The following is a 16,202-nucleotide window of genomic DNA, read 5'->3' on the forward strand; positions in this document are numbered from 1 at the left end:
AAATTTTAAAATATGTCGACATCAATGCTACCTAAAGACTAATCAGTTGATCATTATGGTATGGAGGCAATGACTATTTTGAAATTAGAAAAGACCTTCCTTTTTGGAAAGTCTTTCTGATGCGGTCTACTTCAAAGTGCACACTACCCCTTTATTTTATAGGTATTGATGATTTGTGCAGACTGTGACAAACGAATGGAAGATATCCTAGTACATGCCCATTTCTCAAATCAAGAAAATGATTGCCGTTTCCTTATCAGAGTATGATATTAGATTATACGACATCATAAAAAGGAAAGTGGCCAATACCAGCTTTCCTTTCATCATTTCTTATCGTTCTTTATAAATCCCTAGGCTAGTCGTCAGCTGTTTTTTTCTCACTATTTACCGTTTCTTGAAACGCACTTGAAAAATCTCTATCTAGGTTATCAAATTCAGAAACCTTCACGTCTTGAACAAAGTGTAGCGCTTTTAGCTTAGGTAGCACAGATTCGAGCGATGCGGTATCAACATATAAAAGCGCATATCTTGCTTTTTTACTGCTATATACCATCTCGCCAAATCGGCTGAGTTGTCTCACGTGCTTGTAGCTACTATAGAAGATGTAAACAGCTGTCCTGCCAACAATTTCAAGCGTCGGCACATCAGCATTATCCACCGCAGGTATGCTTTTTGCCATGGTGTCCTCCTTTCTTCAGCGGGAGATGTTCATCTACAGAAATATCGGCAGAAATCACCCCTGCAATTTTGATAACGAGCTCTGAAAGTGCACCTTGCACGTCATTTTCAGCTAGTTTAAGCTGAAAAATTTCATCAGTCATCATAAGTTCTTTCTGTAACGACCTAATTTCTGGTCTATGGGCGATATAGGCTTGATTCTCCGTCAAAGTCCGTAATTTGCCCTGTAAAGCATCATCAGAATCAAAAGCTAATTTTTTTGCTGTATATGCCTTGACAACTGCCAAATCTAAAAATCGATGACTTAAGTCATCTGCCAAATCATCCAAGGCTATTATATTTTCATCTATTATCAACATTACTCATATTATATCAAAAAATTAGATGCCTGACCAATACATAAAATACCTAAGCACATAAAACTGATGTGCTTAGGCATTTTTCTTATTTTAATTCGTTACGGTTCATGATTTCGTCAATAAACCCATAGTCTAAGGTTTCTTCAGCAGACATCCAGCGATCACGCTCAGCGTCTTTATGAATTTTATTCACTGTTTGACCAGAATTTTCAGCCAAGATTTTTTCTAATGTTTTACGTGTACGTGATAAATGGTCAGCAACAATCTGCATATCTGTTTGTTGTGTACCACCACCAGTACCACCCATCGGTTGGTGGATGAGGTATTCAGCATTTGGTAGCATGAAGCGTTTACCCTTAGCACCAGATGAGGCGATGATTGTACCCATAGATGCCGCAACACCCATGACAATCGTCTGTACATCAGATTTGATAAAGTTCATCGTGTCTACAATAGCTAGACCTGCCGAAACCGAGCCACCTGGTGAGTTGATGTATAAATAAATATCTTTAGTCGCATCTTGGGCATCTAAGAACAAAAGTTGCGCAATAACAGCATTGGCCATATTGTCTTCTACTTCGCCTGTAAGCATGATAATTCTGTCTTTCAAAAGACGTGAATAAATATCGTAAGCACGCTCACCGCGACTTGATTGTTCGATGACTGTAGGAATGAGTACCATGTGAGAAGCTCCTTTTTTCTAATTAATAGATTCATTATATCTTATTGGTCAGTGAAGGTCAAATATTTAACTTGCAATCACCAACCTCAGTTAAACTCACTCTATTATATCAAAAAACAAGATTTTTTCTCTGTCCCAGCACTTTAGAGGTTGATAATCAGTAATTTTTCACGCGTCATGGCATCAATCGTGCGTGAAATACCATGCACACCCATACCAGAATTTTTAACACCTAAGAATGGGAAGTGGTCAGGGCCACGTTCTGTTCTACCATTAATTTGGACAGAACCTGCTTCTATTTTTTCTGCAATCGCTGCTGCACGTGAAAAGTCTCTTGAAAAGACTGATGCTTGCAAGCCATATTCAGATTGGTTAGCAAGTTCAATCGCTTTGGCATCCGATGACACACGAATAATCGGTAGTACTGGGCCAAATGGTTCTTCCCAAGCTAGACGCATATCTGGCGTGACATGGTCAAATAAGGTCGGATAAATCAAGTTATCTTCCCGTTTATTGCCAACAAGTAGGGTCGCACCATCAGCGATAGCATCTGTTATCAAGCCTTCAACATAATCAGCTGATCCCTTATTAATCAGTGGGACAATCACTGGATTATCAATCGGCATACCGACTGTCAGTTTTTCAACTTCATCTTTTAATTTGGCAACAAGTTCGTCTGCTACAGCTTCATTCACCAAGACGCGCTTGATTGCTGTACAACGTTGACCAGAATAGCTAAAGGCACCACTCATGATTTCAAACACTGCCTTATCGATGTCCGCATCTTCACAGACAATCGCAGGATCTTTACCGCCTAATTCTAAGACCATCGGTTTCATCGTTGAAAAGCTAGATAGATGACGACCAGTTGTCGCACCACCTGTGAAGGAAATCATATCAATTCCCTCATGCTCACTGACATAGTCCCCAATATCCGACCCCTTACCAGTCAGTAACTGTAAAATGTCAGCTGGGAAGCCAACTTTGTCAAATGACTCGATAATTTTGACAGCAGAAATGGCACCTTGTGTAGCTGGTTTGAAGACAACTGCATTACCCGAAATCAAGGCCGGTGCAATCTTAGCAACAGATAGGTTCACCGGATAGTTAAAAGGTGAAATGGCAAGCACTGTCCCTAAAGGAATGCGTTTAATAATCGCAATCTTATTTTTTGACCCACCAGGATAGTTTTGTCCTGACATCGACGTGTCATTTGTATGAATATACTCTTGTACTGTATAGCGGATAAACTCCGCAGTTCTGGTGACTTCTTTAACCGCATCGTTCCATGTCTTACCGACTTCTTGCATGATGATTTCTGCAATCTCATGTGCATCAACCTCAAGTTGGTCTGCCCATTTGTTTAACAGGTCAGCACGCTTAAATAAATCAAGGTCTGCCCAGTCTTTTTGTGCTTCTTTTGTCGCAGCAATCGCTAAATCGGCTTCTGCTTTTGAAATAGCTTGCACACGACCAACAATCCTTTGCTCATAGGGACAGTCGATATCAATCAAGTTCCCAGAAGTTGAGGTAACAAATTTACCACCAACATAATACTTATATGTGTTAATTTCAGACATTTTTTTCTCCTTTATATCTACCAATTACCCATGTCTAGACGACAAAACAACACTGTTTCAAATACAGTCTTGAAGTCTCATCTAGCCATTTATTTCGCGGTCATTAAAGCCTGCATTCAGGCAAAAAAACTCCCTTATGGTATGACCGGTCATTTTGGTATTAACTGCTATTGTAAAATAATTCACAGCTTTTGTCAACGTAATTGTCTGAAAATTCATGTTATTAGCGATTTGTTAGGAGATGTTTATAAACTTATAAGGACAGTCGTGTCAACGCCTTGGTAGTTTCCTCCGAAGATGGGCTTATCCCCTGACGGATCCCTACCTTTTCGATAGGTATATCTCTACTGCGAATCACAACTTATCAACAAGTTCATACAAATCATTACCGACACCAAAAAGCGTCAACTGTGCTAGTGCTGCATCAGAAAATTTCGCGTTAAAACTTTTATCTGGTACAAGAAATACGCTTAGACCCGCTTTTGTGGCAGAAAGGGCGCCAGTAAAAGAATCTTCTACTGCAAGAGCTTGAGAAGCCTCAACACCTAATTTTGCTAGAGCTGCTAAATAAGGGTCTGGTAGTGGTTTATGTGCCATCACCTCATCTCCAAATACATGCACATCAAAATAGGTCAATAAGTCAGCATTTTCAAGTAAGGGAATCGCTCTGCTACTAACGGTTGAGCTGACAACCGCAAGTTTCAAACCTTTTTTCTTGGCCACTTGTAAAACAGCATGCGCACCTGATTTGATCGGAATTTTGTCAGCAGTCATCTGTGACAAAATGTAGGTTTCACGCGCTTGCCGAATGTCACTTACCATGGCGTCACCAAGGTCTGCTGCTAAAAGTTTACGCGTTTGTAGCCAAGACATGCCTGACCACGCAGCCAAATCATAAGCATTTTTATCAATCCCCATCTTTTCAAAGGCATCAAGCCAGCCATCACGATAGGTATGTTCTGTATCAAGCAAAAGACCATCTAAGTCAAAGCAGATTGCCCTTAGATGATGTTTGCCATGTTCACAATTTGTTTGATTAATAATCGTCATCTTCTGTCACGCCATTGTCAAGTGATTCAAGTAAGTCTGAAATAGGCTCTTGAATGCCATCGCGACCAGCCAAAACTGCTTGTTTCGCTAGATTTTCAACAGAGGTTTCTACTGAGCGCATCCCCAGACTTTCGATGATCATCGGTAGATTTAGGCCTGTCACAACCCGAACTTCGCTGTCAGCCGCCTTAAAAGCAGGATAAAGTTTCATTGCCGCATTATAAGGTGAAGCCCCAAACAAATCGACAAATGCCAGCACCCCGTCACCTGTATCAACTGCTTTTATTTTAGCCGCAACATCCTCTTTGAATGCTTCAAATGCTTGACCTGCCACCAAAGCACTCGTTTCAAACTGTTCTGGCTGACCAAATATCAACTCAACACTATCTTTAACGCCTTCAGCCATTTTGCCATGACTCACGACAATCATCCCAATCATGATTTTTCCCCACTTTCCACAATTTTAGCCGCATCCTTGAGCGATACCTTTTTAGAAGACGGAATCGCTTGAAAATAAATATGTGTGCCAAATTTCGCTTCGATATCAAGCAAACGATTCAATTGCTCTCGCGTAATGGCAACCTCTTTGATAATTGGGATTAACCCTGGTCGTTGTGGAATCCCACCCAGGTTTAGCTCATCAATCGGTACGCCACTTTCAATAAGTGTTGCCATGGCTTCTATCGTTTTGGTTAAAAGAATGACGTTATAGTTATCATATTGCCGATCCTGCCAATAGCGAACAGCGCCTTCTTCCTTCAGTACACGAACTTTTAGTCCTGTCCGCCCTCCAGCGCCTAAGATGATATTTTTTGTAAACTCATCATGCGCCGCAGCATCATCGGCCACGAATATGGCATTAGCACCAGCCGATTTTGATAGATTCGTCATTACTTGTCCATGAATCAAGCGTGCATCAACACGCGCAATTACAACTTTACCCATGATTATTTCTCCATTTTTCTTTTTTAATTATAAGATACCGATACCAGCTAAAACACCTAAGATGATTGTCAGACCAATCAAGGCCTTGGTCACGTTCATCCCTTTACGTGTGAAGAAGAGATAAACACCAGCAACGACTGCTAACGGCAAGAGGCCAGGCATGATTTTATCTAATATGTCTTGAATGACAAATTCCTTACCTGATAGATTGAATTTCAAGCTTGAGCTGACTTTGACATAACTTGAAGCGAGAATCCCCATCATGAATAGTCCCATGATAGATAAACCCTCAATAATGCCCTTCATCTTATCACCAACGATTTCACCCGCTGCTGTCCGACCAAGTTTATAGCCAAGTTGCGCAAAATAATTACCGATGCCAAGTTGGTAGAGTGAAAAAGCAATAAAGGGAAAGAGTGCACCAATCGCATTACCAGCTTGCGCCCAAGGAAGTGCAATGGCAATCAAAATGTATTGAATTGTCCCGGAATCAATGGCATCTCCGATACCTGCGAGCGCACCCATCAAGCCTGATTTTGTATTGTAGATCAAATCGTCATCGATCGTAATCTCTTCTTGCTTATAAACTTCCTGTGCCCGTGCTTCTTCTAGTGACGCCATGATACCGGTGATTGTCCCACCACCCCAGGATAGCTGTGTATTGAAGAATAGCAGATGGCGTTGATAAGCTTCTGCCTGATCTTTAGGATCCTTGTAGAGTTTTTTGAGAACAGGTGTTAGGGCCCAGGTAAGTGCTGGTGCCAAATATTTATCAAAAGAGTGGGCAATTTCTTGCGCAAAGTAGAATCTGACCCAAGCGGTTCTGACATCTTTTTTAGTTAACTTTTCTGGTGCTAATTTTTCTGGTACTAATTTTTCTGGTGTTTGTAGCTCATTTGTCATTTTAAAACCTCCTCGTTCCTCTTCATCAATAATCATCGTCATCTTCATCAAACGCAACGCCTGAACCACCAGCATCTGAAGTCGCAACGGCTGTTTTACTTCTAGCTTCTGTAGTTACGAGGACATAAATGAAGGCAATAATTGCACCAACAATCGCATACGTTACCATTGTAATGCCAAGACTTTTCAGCATAGTTGCCATAAAGTAGGCAAGCATGAAGAAGGCAATGTAACTTTTTTTACCGATTACATAAACCGTTACCGCGATACCAATCGCAGCCAAACCACCACCGATTACTTCTAAGATATGAAAGATAATACCACCTGAGTTGGATTTAACAATATCGGCAATGACTGGTGTACCATAATACAATGTGACAAACATAAATGGCACATAAAGTAGGAAAGCAACGATAATCGGCATCAAAATAATTGAGCGAAACATGCCTTTTGTATCTGCTGCTGCTGCATATTTTTCAGTGTATTTTTGTTGAATGATCGTATTAATGAAGAACCTAAATTGATAAAGATAAGACCCTAATAAACCAACTGGTACTGCGATAGCAATAGCAGCTTCTGGTTTCAGACCACCAAGTAAGGCAACTGTTACAGCAACTGCTGCCGCAATCGCAGGCTCACTCGGCATTTGACCACCAGGTGAGAAGACACCCATATAGATCAGCTGAATTGCTGCAACGGTGATCATTGCATCCGCAACCTGACCAAAAACGATCCCGACGACTAAACCTGTCATCATCGGTGTGAAACGAAGGGTCGTTGTTGCACCACCAAAGAATGACCGAGACATGATCGCCGCTATCCAAAGGGCAATTGCAAGTGCTTGAAAGACTGTAACGTGCATAATTTCCTCCTCGCGACTTTTAAAATCGCTTACATTTATTATAATAATTGCTATAAAAATAACTCAGCTATTCCTGTAATGTCTATTAACTTTAGCATGAGCCAGTATACTTAATCCAGTCACTTCATTTTCACCGCATGACCACCAAATTCATTTCTGAGGGACGCAACGACTTTCCCAGTAAAGGTATCCGCTTCTAAGGATCTATACCGCATCATCAAGGAAGAGGTAATAATCGGCATCGGTACACCTAATCTCAGCCCTTCTTCGACTGTCCATCGTCCTTCGCCAGAGCTATACATGACCCCATCGATATTTGATAGCTTATTGTTTTTACTGAAAGCCGAGTAAGCCAATTCCATTAACCATGACCGAATCACTGACCCGTGATTCCACATATTCGCTACTTGAGCATTATCATAGGTATAAGGACTTTTTTCTAACAGCTCAAATCCTTCACCGATAGCGCCCATCATGCCATACTCGATCCCATTATGAACCATTTTTAAGTAGTGGCCACTTCCTGGAGCACCCGTAAATAAATAACCTTCTGACTGAGAGATTTTCTCAAAAATGGGTTCAATTCTTGGAAAAATCGCCTCATTCCCACCAATCATAAAGTTACCGCCATGTAAGGCACCTTCCTGACCACCTGAGCTACCAACATCAAAGAAGTGAATGCCTTTAGCCTCAGCTAATTGATAGTTGTCAATAGAATCCTGGTAAAATGAATTTCCACCATCGATGAGGATATCGTCAGCAGACATTAAGTCTAGCAAGTCAAGCACCAGTTGCTTTGTGATCTTTCCTGCTGGTACCATCAACCAGACAACACGCGGTTTTGGTAACGCTTTCATTGATTGATCTAAACTACGACTACCTGTTACACCAATCGCTTCTGCTTCTGATACAAGTTGCTCAGAAATGTCATAAGCTACAACTTGCACGTCATTACTATGTAAATTTGTTACAAGGTTTAATCCCATCTTTCCTAGACCAATCATGCCTACTTTCATGATGTACCTGCTTTCCTTATTTGATAATTCAAGTATAAGTAATTTTATTACATTTGTCAAGCATTTACTGTAACTATTTTACATTAACTGTAAAAAAATATCTTTAATGATTAGTTATATCATTCTTGTTACTATCAAATACGTCAAAAGAAGCTTTAAATAAAAAGTTTTATCTGAATTTCTATACATCTATAATCTATCCTGGCTATTCAATCCCATCATTAAATGATGTAATTAAGTATCTTTTATGATAAATTTAATTACAAAAGTGTATAATATAAACATCAGATAAAATAGAAAAATAAGAGGTAGCTGTTATGAGTATCGAATTTCAAAGTAGAATTAAAATTTATTATCACGATTTGAGTAACAAGGAGAAATCCTTAGCTGATTATTTATTGAAAGAAAGTGAAATTGCCAGTAGACAGTCTATCCATGACTTATCAGCTAAAATCGGCATTTCAGTCGCAACAACATCACGGTTCGCTAAGAAAATAGGCTATAAAAATTTTCAAGAGATGCGACTGTCTCTCAGTAATAACAAATCTGCAGGTCATTCTTTCTTCACCTCGATCAATGAAGATGATACACTTTTGAATATCGCCAGTAAAACCTTTAATACGAATATCGCCTCTCTGCAAGCAACAGGCAGCATGCTATCGGAAAACATCCTCGAAAAGGCCTATAAACTACTGCAAAATGCCAATACACTGGCCCTTTTCGGCCTTGGTGGCTCAAGTGTCGTGACACTGGAAGCCTATCATAAATTTCTGAGAACACCACTTAAATGTTTTTACAACCAAGATTATCACATCCAGCTGATGAGCGCTGCGACATTAAATGAAAACGATGTTGCCCTCGTCGTATCTCATACTGGGCGCAATAGAGAGATTTTGGAGATTGTTAGTATTTTGCAGAGTAACCAGGTCCCCATTATTTCCATCACAAGTTCGCCTTCGTCACCCCTTGCTCAAAAAAGCACCGTTACACTCCTATCCATTTCTGAGGAGACTAACTATAGACCAGAATCCATCTCCTCTACAGTCGCCCAATTAACGATTGTTGACGCCTTGTTCATGCTTTATGCTAGCCATCAAAAGGCAGATGCTGTTAAAACGATTGAAAAAATCCGTGAAGTCATCAAGACAACACGAGTATAGGGAGTTGACTTGAGTTGATCGTATCAAAAAAGCACCTACAAAAGAGGGCTCTTTGTTTTTATCAGGGAATACTTTGGTAGGAGCTAGTTTATCACTTATTTTTTCCTTTAAGTTCGACTGCTACCTTCAAACGCTTGCTTTCTTAGTTCAGCTAATCTGTTTTCACGTTTCTTAGTCAAATCACGGACAGCACCACGCGGAATGATATCCTCAAAGGTGACTTGACTGCTTGGAATATGCCCATCAAACTGTTTTAAATAGGCCATCACTTCCCTGACGATGGCCGTTGGCGTTGAGGCACCAGCAGTTACAGCTACTGTAGATGTAGCATCAAACCCGTCAAACCAGTCAGCTTTGATTTCTGATACATCGGCTATCCGGTGCGCTGGAACACCTGCTTGCTTCTCAGAAACTTCAGCAAGTCGATTGGTATTGTTTGACCGTGGATCACCAACAACGATGGTCAGATCGCATCCGACTGCCTGTTCAGCAACAGCTAGCTGACGTTCATTCGTCGCCTGACAAATGTCACTATGCTCAACCACTTGCGGAAATTTTACATGTACGGCCTGCATGATGTCGCCCACATCCCAGATGCTCATGGTGGTTTGATTGGTCATAAATAGCTTGCCGGTCAACTCAAGATTTTCTAAATCTTTCAAGGTTGACAAGAGGTGAATTTTTTCAGGATCAATCCCCAACACCCCTTCAGGCTCTGGGTGACCTTTTTTACCGATATAGATAACTTGATAGCCATCTGCTAAGCGTTTTTTCACGATCTCATGGGTAATCAGAACATCAGGACAACTAGCATCTACTACCGTCAACCCCTTTTCATCAGCGCGTTTTCTGACAGCATCTGAAATACCATGTGCTGTAAAAATGACAGTCCCATGATCGATTTGCTCTAGAATTGCCAATCTATTTTCGCCATCAATCGTCTTGACACCAATCTTTTCAAGACTTTCCGTTACATGATGATTATGGACAATCATGCCTAGAATATAGATTGGGCGTGGTAAATCTGGACTTTTAGACACGTTTTTGGCGATGACCATAGCGTCCACAACACCATAGCAATAGCCCATAGGTGTAATATGTTTAATCTTCATAAGATATTTTTATACCCGGTTTCATTTTTTGATAATACCGAATTTTTTTTCGATAGTATAATAGTATTATAAACTATTTACAAGACTTTTTGGAGGATACTTACATGTCAAAAATTTACGATAACATTACAGAGCTGATTGGCGCGACACCAATCGTTAAATTACGTCACGTCGATGATGATTCTGCTGATGTTTATGTCAAGCTTGAAGCCTTTAATCCGGGCGGTTCAGTCAAAGACCGGATTGCACTGAACATGATCCGCGCGGCTGAAGCTGATGGGTCATTAAAACCTGGTGGGACAATCGTTGAGCCAACCTCTGGTAATACCGGTATTGGCCTCGCCTTTGTCGGTGCTGCGCTTGGCTATAAAGTCATCATCGTCCTCCCTGAAACCTTTTCTATCGAACGCCGTAGACTGATACAAGCTTATGGCGCTGAACTCGTCCTAACACCTGCTGCAGGTGGTATGGGAGCTGCCATCGCAAAGGCAAAAGAGTTGGCTGAAGACAACGGCTATTTCTTACCACTACAGTTTGAAAATCCAGCCAACCCCCGCATCCATGAAGAGACGACTGGTCCTGAAATCATCGCTGCATTTGGCGAAACTGGCTTAGATGCTTTTGTTGCTGGAGCAGGCACTGGCGGGACTGTTTCTGGTGTTTCACCCGTTCTAAAAAAAGCGAATCCAAAGATTGGGATTTATGTTGTCGAAGCTGACGAGTCTGCTGTCTTCTCTGGTGAAAAACCAGGCCCACATAAAATACAAGGGATCTCACCAGGTTTCATTCCAGGTACACTGAATACAAAAGCTTACGACGAAATCATTCGCGTCAGCTCAGACGATGCGATTGCTGCTGGACGTGCAGTTGGGTATGAAGAAGGCTTCTTACTTGGCATCTCTGGCGGGGCAGCTATTTTTGCAGCCAAACAGGTCGCTAAAAAACTAGGGAAAGGCAAAAAAGTCTTAACCATCGCACCAGATAATGGCGAACGCTATCTCTCAACCTTCCTCTATGATTTTGGAGAATAGTCTGTGATAACTAGACAAGGAAAAACCGTTTAGCCAACGGTTTTTTTATATATAAAATAGTCGTCTTTAAATAAAAACAGATGTAAATGGATCATAAAAAAAAGCTAAACAACTATAAATCATCTAGCTTTTCGACCAACTATTTATCATGTAGGCCATTTTATATGTTTTAAAACTAATTATTTTGCAGCTGCGTAGAGTTCGTTAACTTTATCCCAGTTGACAAGGTCAAAGAATGCCGCAATATAGTCAGGACGCACGTTATGATATTTAAGGTAGTAAGCATGTTCCCAAACATCAAGACCAAGCACTGGTGTTTCACCATCAGTAATTGGGTTATCTTGATTAGCTGTAGACGTAACTTTAAGTTCACCACTTGCGTCAACGACTAACCATGCCCAACCGCTACCAAAACGACCAGTTGCTGCTGTTTTAAAGGCTTCTTTGAAGGCATCAAAATCACCAAATTTAGCGACGATTGCTTCACCGATAGCACCAGTTGGGTTGCCACCAGCATTAGCTGCTAAGATTTCCCAGAAGAAACTGTGGTTGACATGTCCACCACCATTATTTTGTACAGCAGTACGAATATCTTCTGGAACTGAACTTAAGTCTTTAACCAAGTCTAGTGCTGATTTCTCAGCCAATTCTGGGTGCTTATCGATTGCTGCGTTCAAATTCGCTACGTAAGTTGCATGATGTTTGTCATGGTGTAGTTTCATTGTTGCTTCATCGAAAAATGGCTCAAGTGCATCGTATCCGTAGGGAAGTTCTGGAAGTGTGTGTACCATAATGAGTTCTCCTTATAATCCTTAATAGGTTCTTTACTAAGTCTATTCTAACCCAAAACCGATTAATTAACTACTATTTTGTCTATAAATTATCAGCTAACTAGTCAAATTTCCAGCATGCGCATACAACTTACCCGATATTTCAAGCGAGTTGATAGGCCTTATTGCCACCAAAAAACACTTATGATCAGTTACATCATAAGTGTTTGTTTGTTTAATCAGTTACTTCTTCAACAACAGCCTCTGTTTCAAGAACTGGCGCTTCAGTTTTTTTTGCTAGTGGTTCAAGATTACGATAGCGTGCCATACCAGTACCAGCTGGGATGATTTTACCAATGATAACATTTTCTTTAAGACCAAGTAATGGGTCTTTCTTACCACGAATCGCAGCATCTGTAAGCACTCGAGTTGTTTCCTGGAATGATGCAGCAGATAAGAATGAATTTGTTTCAAGAGATGCTTTAGTAATCCCCATAAGGACAGGACGAGATGTCGCAGGTACACCACCATCAAATAGAATTTGTTGGTTGGCCTGTTCGAAATCACCAATATCCATGAGCGTACCAGGCAAGAGATCTGTATCACCAGCATCCATCACACGAACTTTACGGAGCATTTGACGCACCATAACCTCGATATGTTTGTCGCCGATTTCAACCCCTTGACTTCTATAAACTTTTTGCACTTCTCCAAGGAGATACGTTTCAACTGAAAGTGTATCACGAACTTGAAGCAAGTGTTTAGGTTGAATAGAGCCTTCAGTTAACGGTGTCCCACGGTGGATAAAGTCGCCAACTTCAACATGCATACGTGATGCAAATGGCACTTCGTATGTTCTTGTATCTGTTTCGCCTTTAACCGTCACTTCTTTTTTACGTGTCGCAGCTTCTTCAGTAATTTCGATGACTTCACCGGTTACTTCAGTAATGACTGCTTCCCCTTTAGGGTTACGCGCTTCAAAGATTTCTTGGATACGAGGGAGACCTTGTGTGATATCTTCAGATGATGCAACACCACCCGTGTGGAAGGTACGCATTGTCAACTGTGTACCAGGTTCACCGATAGATTGGGCTGCAATTGTACCAACTGCTTCACCAACTTCAACAGCATCGCCTGTTGCTAAGTTGACACCATAACAATGTTTACATACACCATGACGTGTTTTACATGTAAAGACTGAACGGATCGTTACTTCTTTGATATCAGCTGCAATGATTTGTGCAGCAATTGCTTCAGTAATCAACTCATCTTCACCGATGATTAATTCACCAGTTTCAGGATGCACGAGTGATTTACGTGTATAACGACCGTTAAGTCGTTCTGACAATGGTTCAACCATTTCTTTACCAGTCGCGATATCGCTAATGACAAGACCACGGTCAGAGCCACAATCGTCTTCACGAATGATAACATCCTGGGCAACGTCAACCAAACGACGTGTCAAGTAACCAGAATCGGCTGTTTTAAGGGCCGTATCGGTCATCCCTTTACGGGCACCATGGGTAGAGAAGAACATTTCCAAAACGGATAGGCCTTCACGGAAGTTAGAGATGATTGGGAGCTCCATGATTTTACCATTGGGCGCTGCCATCAATCCACGCATCCCCGCAAGTTGGGAGAAGTTGGAGATATTACCACGGGCACCAGAGTCCATCATCATAACGATCGGATTTGACATATCCTGGGCATCAATTAATCGATGCTCAAGCTCTTCTTTAGCACCACGCCATACATCTGTAACTGCCGTATATCGTTCGTCATCAGTGATCAAACCACGACGGAATTGCTTGGTGATCATGGCAACTTTATCATGGGCAGCATCAATAATCAAATGCTTGTCTTCAACAACAGGGATATCTGCAATACCTACAGTTAAACCAGCTTTAGTTGAGTGATGGTACCCTAAGTCTTTCAAACGGTCAAGCATTTCAGAAGTCAATGTCGTACGGAAACGTTTGAAGACTTCTGCGATGATATTTCCTAAATGTTTTTTCTTAAATGGGGGTACCAAGTCAAGATTTTCGATAAAGGTCTTAACATTTTCGCCTGGTGCCATAAAGAAACGGTCATCAGTTTGCGCTGTTAAGTTATCTTGTGTTGGCTCATTCAAGTAAGGGAATTCTTCAGGCATGATCGCGTTGAAAAGTACTTTACCAACAGTTGTCGCCATGATTTTATCTTTTTGGTCATCAGTCCAAGGCTTGTTCAATGATTTGGTTGCGATACCAACACGTGTGTGCAGGTGAACGAACCCATTGCGCCAAGCTACTTCGGCTTCATCAGCGTTAGCAAATACCATGCCTTCGCCTTCACGACCCGCTTCTTCCATGGTGATGTAGTAGTTACCCAAGACCATATCCTGTGATGGTGTAACGACTGGCTTACCGTCTTTCGGGTTTAGAATATGCTCAGCAGCAAGCATTAAAATACGTGCTTCTGCTTGGGCTTCTTCAGAAAGTGGTAAGTGAATCGCCATTTGGTCACCATCGAAATCGGCATTGTAGGCTTCACATACAAGTGGGTGAAGACGAATCGCACGACCATCGATCAATACTGGTTCAAAGGCTTGGATACCGAGACGGTGAAGTGTCGGTGCGCGGTTAAGCAATACTGGATGTTCTTTGATCACATCTTCCAATACATCCCAAACATCTGGATCTTGACGCTCAACTTTACGTTTTGCAGCACGGATATTTGGCGCCATATCACGTTTAACCACTTCGCTCATGACGAATGGTTTAAACAATTCAATCGCCATTTCACGTGGGACACCACATTGATACATTTTGAGTGTTGGCCCTACGACGATAACTGAACGACCAGAATAGTCGACACGTTTACCAAGTAAGTTTTGACGGAAACGACCTTGTTTCCCTTTTAACATATGGCTAAGTGATTTAAGTGGACGGTTACCTGGTCCAGTGATTGGACGACCACGACGACCATTATCAACCAAGGCATCAACGGCCTCTTGTAGCATCCGTTTTTCATTTTGAACAATGATATTCGGTGCATTTAATTCCATCAAGCGTTTCAAACGGTTGTTCCGGTTGATAACACGACGGTATAAATCATTCAAGTCTGACGTCGCAAAACGGCCACCATCAAGTTGTACCATCGGACGCAAGTCCGGTGGGATAACTGGTAAGACGTTAAGGACCATCCACTCTAGTTTATTGCTTGATTTGTTAAAGGCATCTAAAACGTCCAAACGACGAATCGCTTTAACCCGTTTTTGACCAGTTGCTGTTTGTAATTCTTCTTTAAGTGCTGAGATTTCAGCAGGTAAGTTAACAGCCATCAACAAGTCTTGAATCGCTTCAGCACCCATTTTAGCAACAAATGAACCGAAACCGTTCTTGAGCATTTGTTCGCGATATTCACGCTCAGTCAATAATTGTTTCTTCTCAAGTGCTGTTTCTTTTGGATCAATGACCACATAACTTGCAAAATAGATAATTTCTTCAAGAGAACGTGGACTCATATCCAAGGCTAGACCCATACGTGATGGGATACCTTTAAAGTACCAGATATGTGACGTTGGCGCTGCTAATTCAATATGCCCCATACGTTCACGACGTACTTTTGCACGTGTAACTTGTACACCACAGAGTTCACAGACTTGGTTTTTATAGAAAACACCTTTAAGTTTTCCACAGCTACATTCCCAATCTTTAGATGGACCAAAGATACGTTCATCAAAAAGGCCTTCACGTTCTGGTTTTTGTGTCCGATAGTTAATTGTTTCAGGTTTTTTGACTTCACCAAAAGACCAAAAACGGATTTTTTGAGGGGATGCAATCCCAATTTGCATACTCTCAAATTTATTTACATCTACCATTTTTTCTCCTGTAATCGAGAAGATTTTCAGTCAGAAGCTTTTACTTACTGATCAAAATCTTTTGTTCTGGTTTTTATGTTCTGACGTCTACTTGATACTAGACCTATCACCAGTAAATTTCATGAGCCTACATATGAGCATTTAAGCCATGAAAGTTACGGTTATGATGGCTATCAAGAAAAGATCAGAGCG

The 16,202-nt window shown here is 41.2% G+C and carries 15 protein-coding genes and 1 pseudogene; 3 read left to right on the forward strand and 13 right to left on the reverse strand.

Features of this window, described 5'->3' with window-relative positions:
- Nucleotides 1-355 precede the first annotated feature (355 nt).
- The 8 genes from RU86_RS05755 to RU86_RS05790 all read right to left on the reverse strand — a co-directional run bounded on the left by RU86_RS05755 (nt 356) and on the right by RU86_RS05790 (nt 6,197).
- Complete coding sequence (locus RU86_RS05755; protein WP_047914928.1) at nt 356-679, reverse strand: DUF2129 domain-containing protein; 324 nt, start codon at nt 677-679, stop codon at nt 356-358.
- Nucleotides 651-1,037 carry a hypothetical protein gene (locus RU86_RS05760; protein WP_096814475.1) on the reverse strand — a complete coding sequence of 129 codons (387 nt, stop codon included), beginning with the start codon at nt 1,035-1,037 and terminating at the stop codon, nt 651-653. Before RU86_RS05760 ends, RU86_RS05755 begins: the two co-directional genes overlap by 29 nt.
- An 85-nt stretch (nt 1,038-1,122) precedes the next feature.
- A complete protein-coding gene (locus tag RU86_RS05765; RefSeq protein WP_047914926.1) occupies nt 1,123-1,719 on the reverse strand; it encodes an ATP-dependent Clp protease proteolytic subunit in 597 nt (198 codons plus the stop codon).
- Between the two features lie 143 nt (nt 1,720-1,862).
- Nucleotides 1,863-3,290 carry an NADP-dependent glyceraldehyde-3-phosphate dehydrogenase gene (locus RU86_RS05770; protein WP_425435914.1) on the reverse strand — a complete coding sequence of 476 codons (1,428 nt, stop codon included), beginning with the start codon at nt 3,288-3,290 and terminating at the stop codon, nt 1,863-1,865.
- Between the two features lie 363 nt (nt 3,291-3,653).
- Nucleotides 3,654-4,349, reverse strand: a complete 696-nt coding sequence (locus RU86_RS05775) for an HAD family hydrolase (RefSeq protein ID WP_096814477.1) — start codon at nt 4,347-4,349, stop codon at nt 3,654-3,656.
- Nucleotides 4,336-4,788, reverse strand: a complete 453-nt coding sequence (locus tag RU86_RS05780; RefSeq protein ID WP_096814478.1) for a PTS sugar transporter subunit IIA — start codon at nt 4,786-4,788, stop codon at nt 4,336-4,338. Before RU86_RS05780 ends, RU86_RS05775 begins: the two co-directional genes overlap by 14 nt.
- Nucleotides 4,785-5,294, reverse strand: a complete 510-nt coding sequence (locus tag RU86_RS05785) for a PTS sugar transporter subunit IIB (protein WP_079505111.1) — start codon at nt 5,292-5,294, stop codon at nt 4,785-4,787. Before RU86_RS05785 ends, RU86_RS05780 begins: the two co-directional genes overlap by 4 nt.
- Nucleotides 5,295-5,321: 27 nt before the next feature.
- Entirely contained in the window at nt 5,322-6,197 is an 876-nt protein-coding gene (locus tag RU86_RS05790; protein WP_096814546.1) for a PTS system mannose/fructose/sorbose family transporter subunit IID, read from the reverse strand.
- Here RU86_RS05790 and RU86_RS12490 point away from each other — a divergent pair.
- Nucleotides 6,154-6,261, forward strand: a pseudogene (locus RU86_RS12490) (hypothetical protein); the annotation flags it as partial. The gene RU86_RS05790 and the pseudogene RU86_RS12490 sit on opposite strands and share 44 nt — an antisense overlap.
- Here RU86_RS12490 and RU86_RS05795 read toward each other — a convergent pair.
- Both RU86_RS05795 and gnd read right to left on the reverse strand, forming a co-directional pair.
- Nucleotides 6,223-7,062 (reverse strand): PTS mannose/fructose/sorbose/N-acetylgalactosamine transporter subunit IIC, encoded by an 840-nt coding sequence (locus RU86_RS05795; protein WP_179296224.1) that lies wholly within the window; start codon nt 7,060-7,062, stop codon nt 6,223-6,225. The pseudogene RU86_RS12490 and the gene RU86_RS05795 sit on opposite strands and share 39 nt — an antisense overlap.
- A 116-nt stretch (nt 7,063-7,178) precedes the next feature.
- Complete coding sequence (gene gnd, locus RU86_RS05800; protein ID WP_096814480.1) at nt 7,179-8,075, reverse strand: phosphogluconate dehydrogenase (NAD(+)-dependent, decarboxylating); 897 nt, start codon at nt 8,073-8,075, stop codon at nt 7,179-7,181.
- 317 nt (nt 8,076-8,392) lie between these two features.
- Here gnd and RU86_RS05805 point away from each other — a divergent pair, with 317 nt between their 5' ends.
- On the forward strand, nt 8,393-9,235 hold the full coding sequence (locus RU86_RS05805; RefSeq protein WP_096814481.1) for a MurR/RpiR family transcriptional regulator: 843 nt from the start codon (nt 8,393-8,395) through the stop codon (nt 9,233-9,235).
- A 107-nt stretch (nt 9,236-9,342) separates the two neighbouring features.
- Here the strand turns inward: RU86_RS05805 and RU86_RS05810 are convergent, their stop codons facing one another.
- The gene (locus RU86_RS05810; RefSeq protein ID WP_096814482.1) at nt 9,343-10,347 is read right to left on the reverse strand and encodes a 4-hydroxy-3-methylbut-2-enyl diphosphate reductase; all 1,005 of its coding nucleotides are present in this window, start codon (nt 10,345-10,347) and stop codon (nt 9,343-9,345) included.
- A 104-nt stretch (nt 10,348-10,451) separates the two neighbouring features.
- Between RU86_RS05810 and cysK the strand changes: the two genes are divergently transcribed.
- Complete coding sequence (gene cysK / locus RU86_RS05815; protein ID WP_096814483.1) at nt 10,452-11,378, forward strand: cysteine synthase A; 927 nt, start codon at nt 10,452-10,454, stop codon at nt 11,376-11,378.
- A 179-nt stretch (nt 11,379-11,557) separates the two neighbouring features.
- Here cysK and RU86_RS05820 read toward each other — a convergent pair whose 3' ends face one another.
- Entirely contained in the window at nt 11,558-12,169 is a 612-nt protein-coding gene (locus RU86_RS05820) for a superoxide dismutase (RefSeq protein WP_096814484.1), read from the reverse strand.
- Nucleotides 12,170-12,383: 214 nt separating this feature from the next.
- Nucleotides 12,384-16,010 (reverse strand): DNA-directed RNA polymerase subunit beta', encoded by a 3,627-nt coding sequence (gene rpoC, locus RU86_RS05825; protein WP_179296217.1) that lies wholly within the window; start codon nt 16,008-16,010, stop codon nt 12,384-12,386.
- Between the last annotated feature and the right edge of the window lie 192 nt (nt 16,011-16,202).

The sequence above is a fragment of the Pseudolactococcus piscium genome, assembly GCF_002441695.1.
GTDB classification, from domain to species: Bacteria; Bacillota; Bacilli; order Lactobacillales; family Streptococcaceae; genus Pseudolactococcus; species Pseudolactococcus piscium.

Coding starts and splice junctions, on each gene's coding strand:
- RU86_RS05755 (WP_047914928.1), bottom strand. CDS start 679: ATGGCAAAAAGCATACCTGCGGTGGATAATGCTGATGTGCCGACGCTT.
- RU86_RS05760 (WP_096814475.1), bottom strand. CDS start 1,037: ATGTTGATAATAGATGAAAATATAATAGCCTTGGATGATTTGGCAGAT.
- RU86_RS05765 (WP_047914926.1), bottom strand. CDS start 1,719: ATGGTACTCATTCCTACAGTCATCGAACAATCAAGTCGCGGTGAGCGT.
- RU86_RS05775 (WP_096814477.1), bottom strand. CDS start 4,349: ATGACGATTATTAATCAAACAAATTGTGAACATGGCAAACATCATCTA.
- RU86_RS05780 (WP_096814478.1), bottom strand. CDS start 4,788: ATGATTGGGATGATTGTCGTGAGTCATGGCAAAATGGCTGAAGGCGTT.
- RU86_RS05785 (WP_079505111.1), bottom strand. CDS start 5,294: ATGGGTAAAGTTGTAATTGCGCGTGTTGATGCACGCTTGATTCATGGA.
- RU86_RS05790 (WP_096814546.1), bottom strand. CDS start 6,197: ATGACAAATGAGCTACAAACACCAGAAAAATTAGTACCAGAAAAATTA.
- gnd (WP_096814480.1), bottom strand. CDS start 8,075: ATGAAAGTAGGCATGATTGGTCTAGGAAAGATGGGATTAAACCTTGTA.
- RU86_RS05805 (WP_096814481.1), top strand. CDS start 8,393: ATGAGTATCGAATTTCAAAGTAGAATTAAAATTTATTATCACGATTTG.
- RU86_RS05810 (WP_096814482.1), bottom strand. CDS start 10,347: ATGAAGATTAAACATATTACACCTATGGGCTATTGCTATGGTGTTGTG.
- cysK (WP_096814483.1), top strand. CDS start 10,452: ATGTCAAAAATTTACGATAACATTACAGAGCTGATTGGCGCGACACCA.
- RU86_RS05820 (WP_096814484.1), bottom strand. CDS start 12,169: ATGGTACACACACTTCCAGAACTTCCCTACGGATACGATGCACTTGAG.
- rpoC (WP_179296217.1), bottom strand. CDS start 16,010: ATGGTAGATGTAAATAAATTTGAGAGTATGCAAATTGGGATTGCATCC.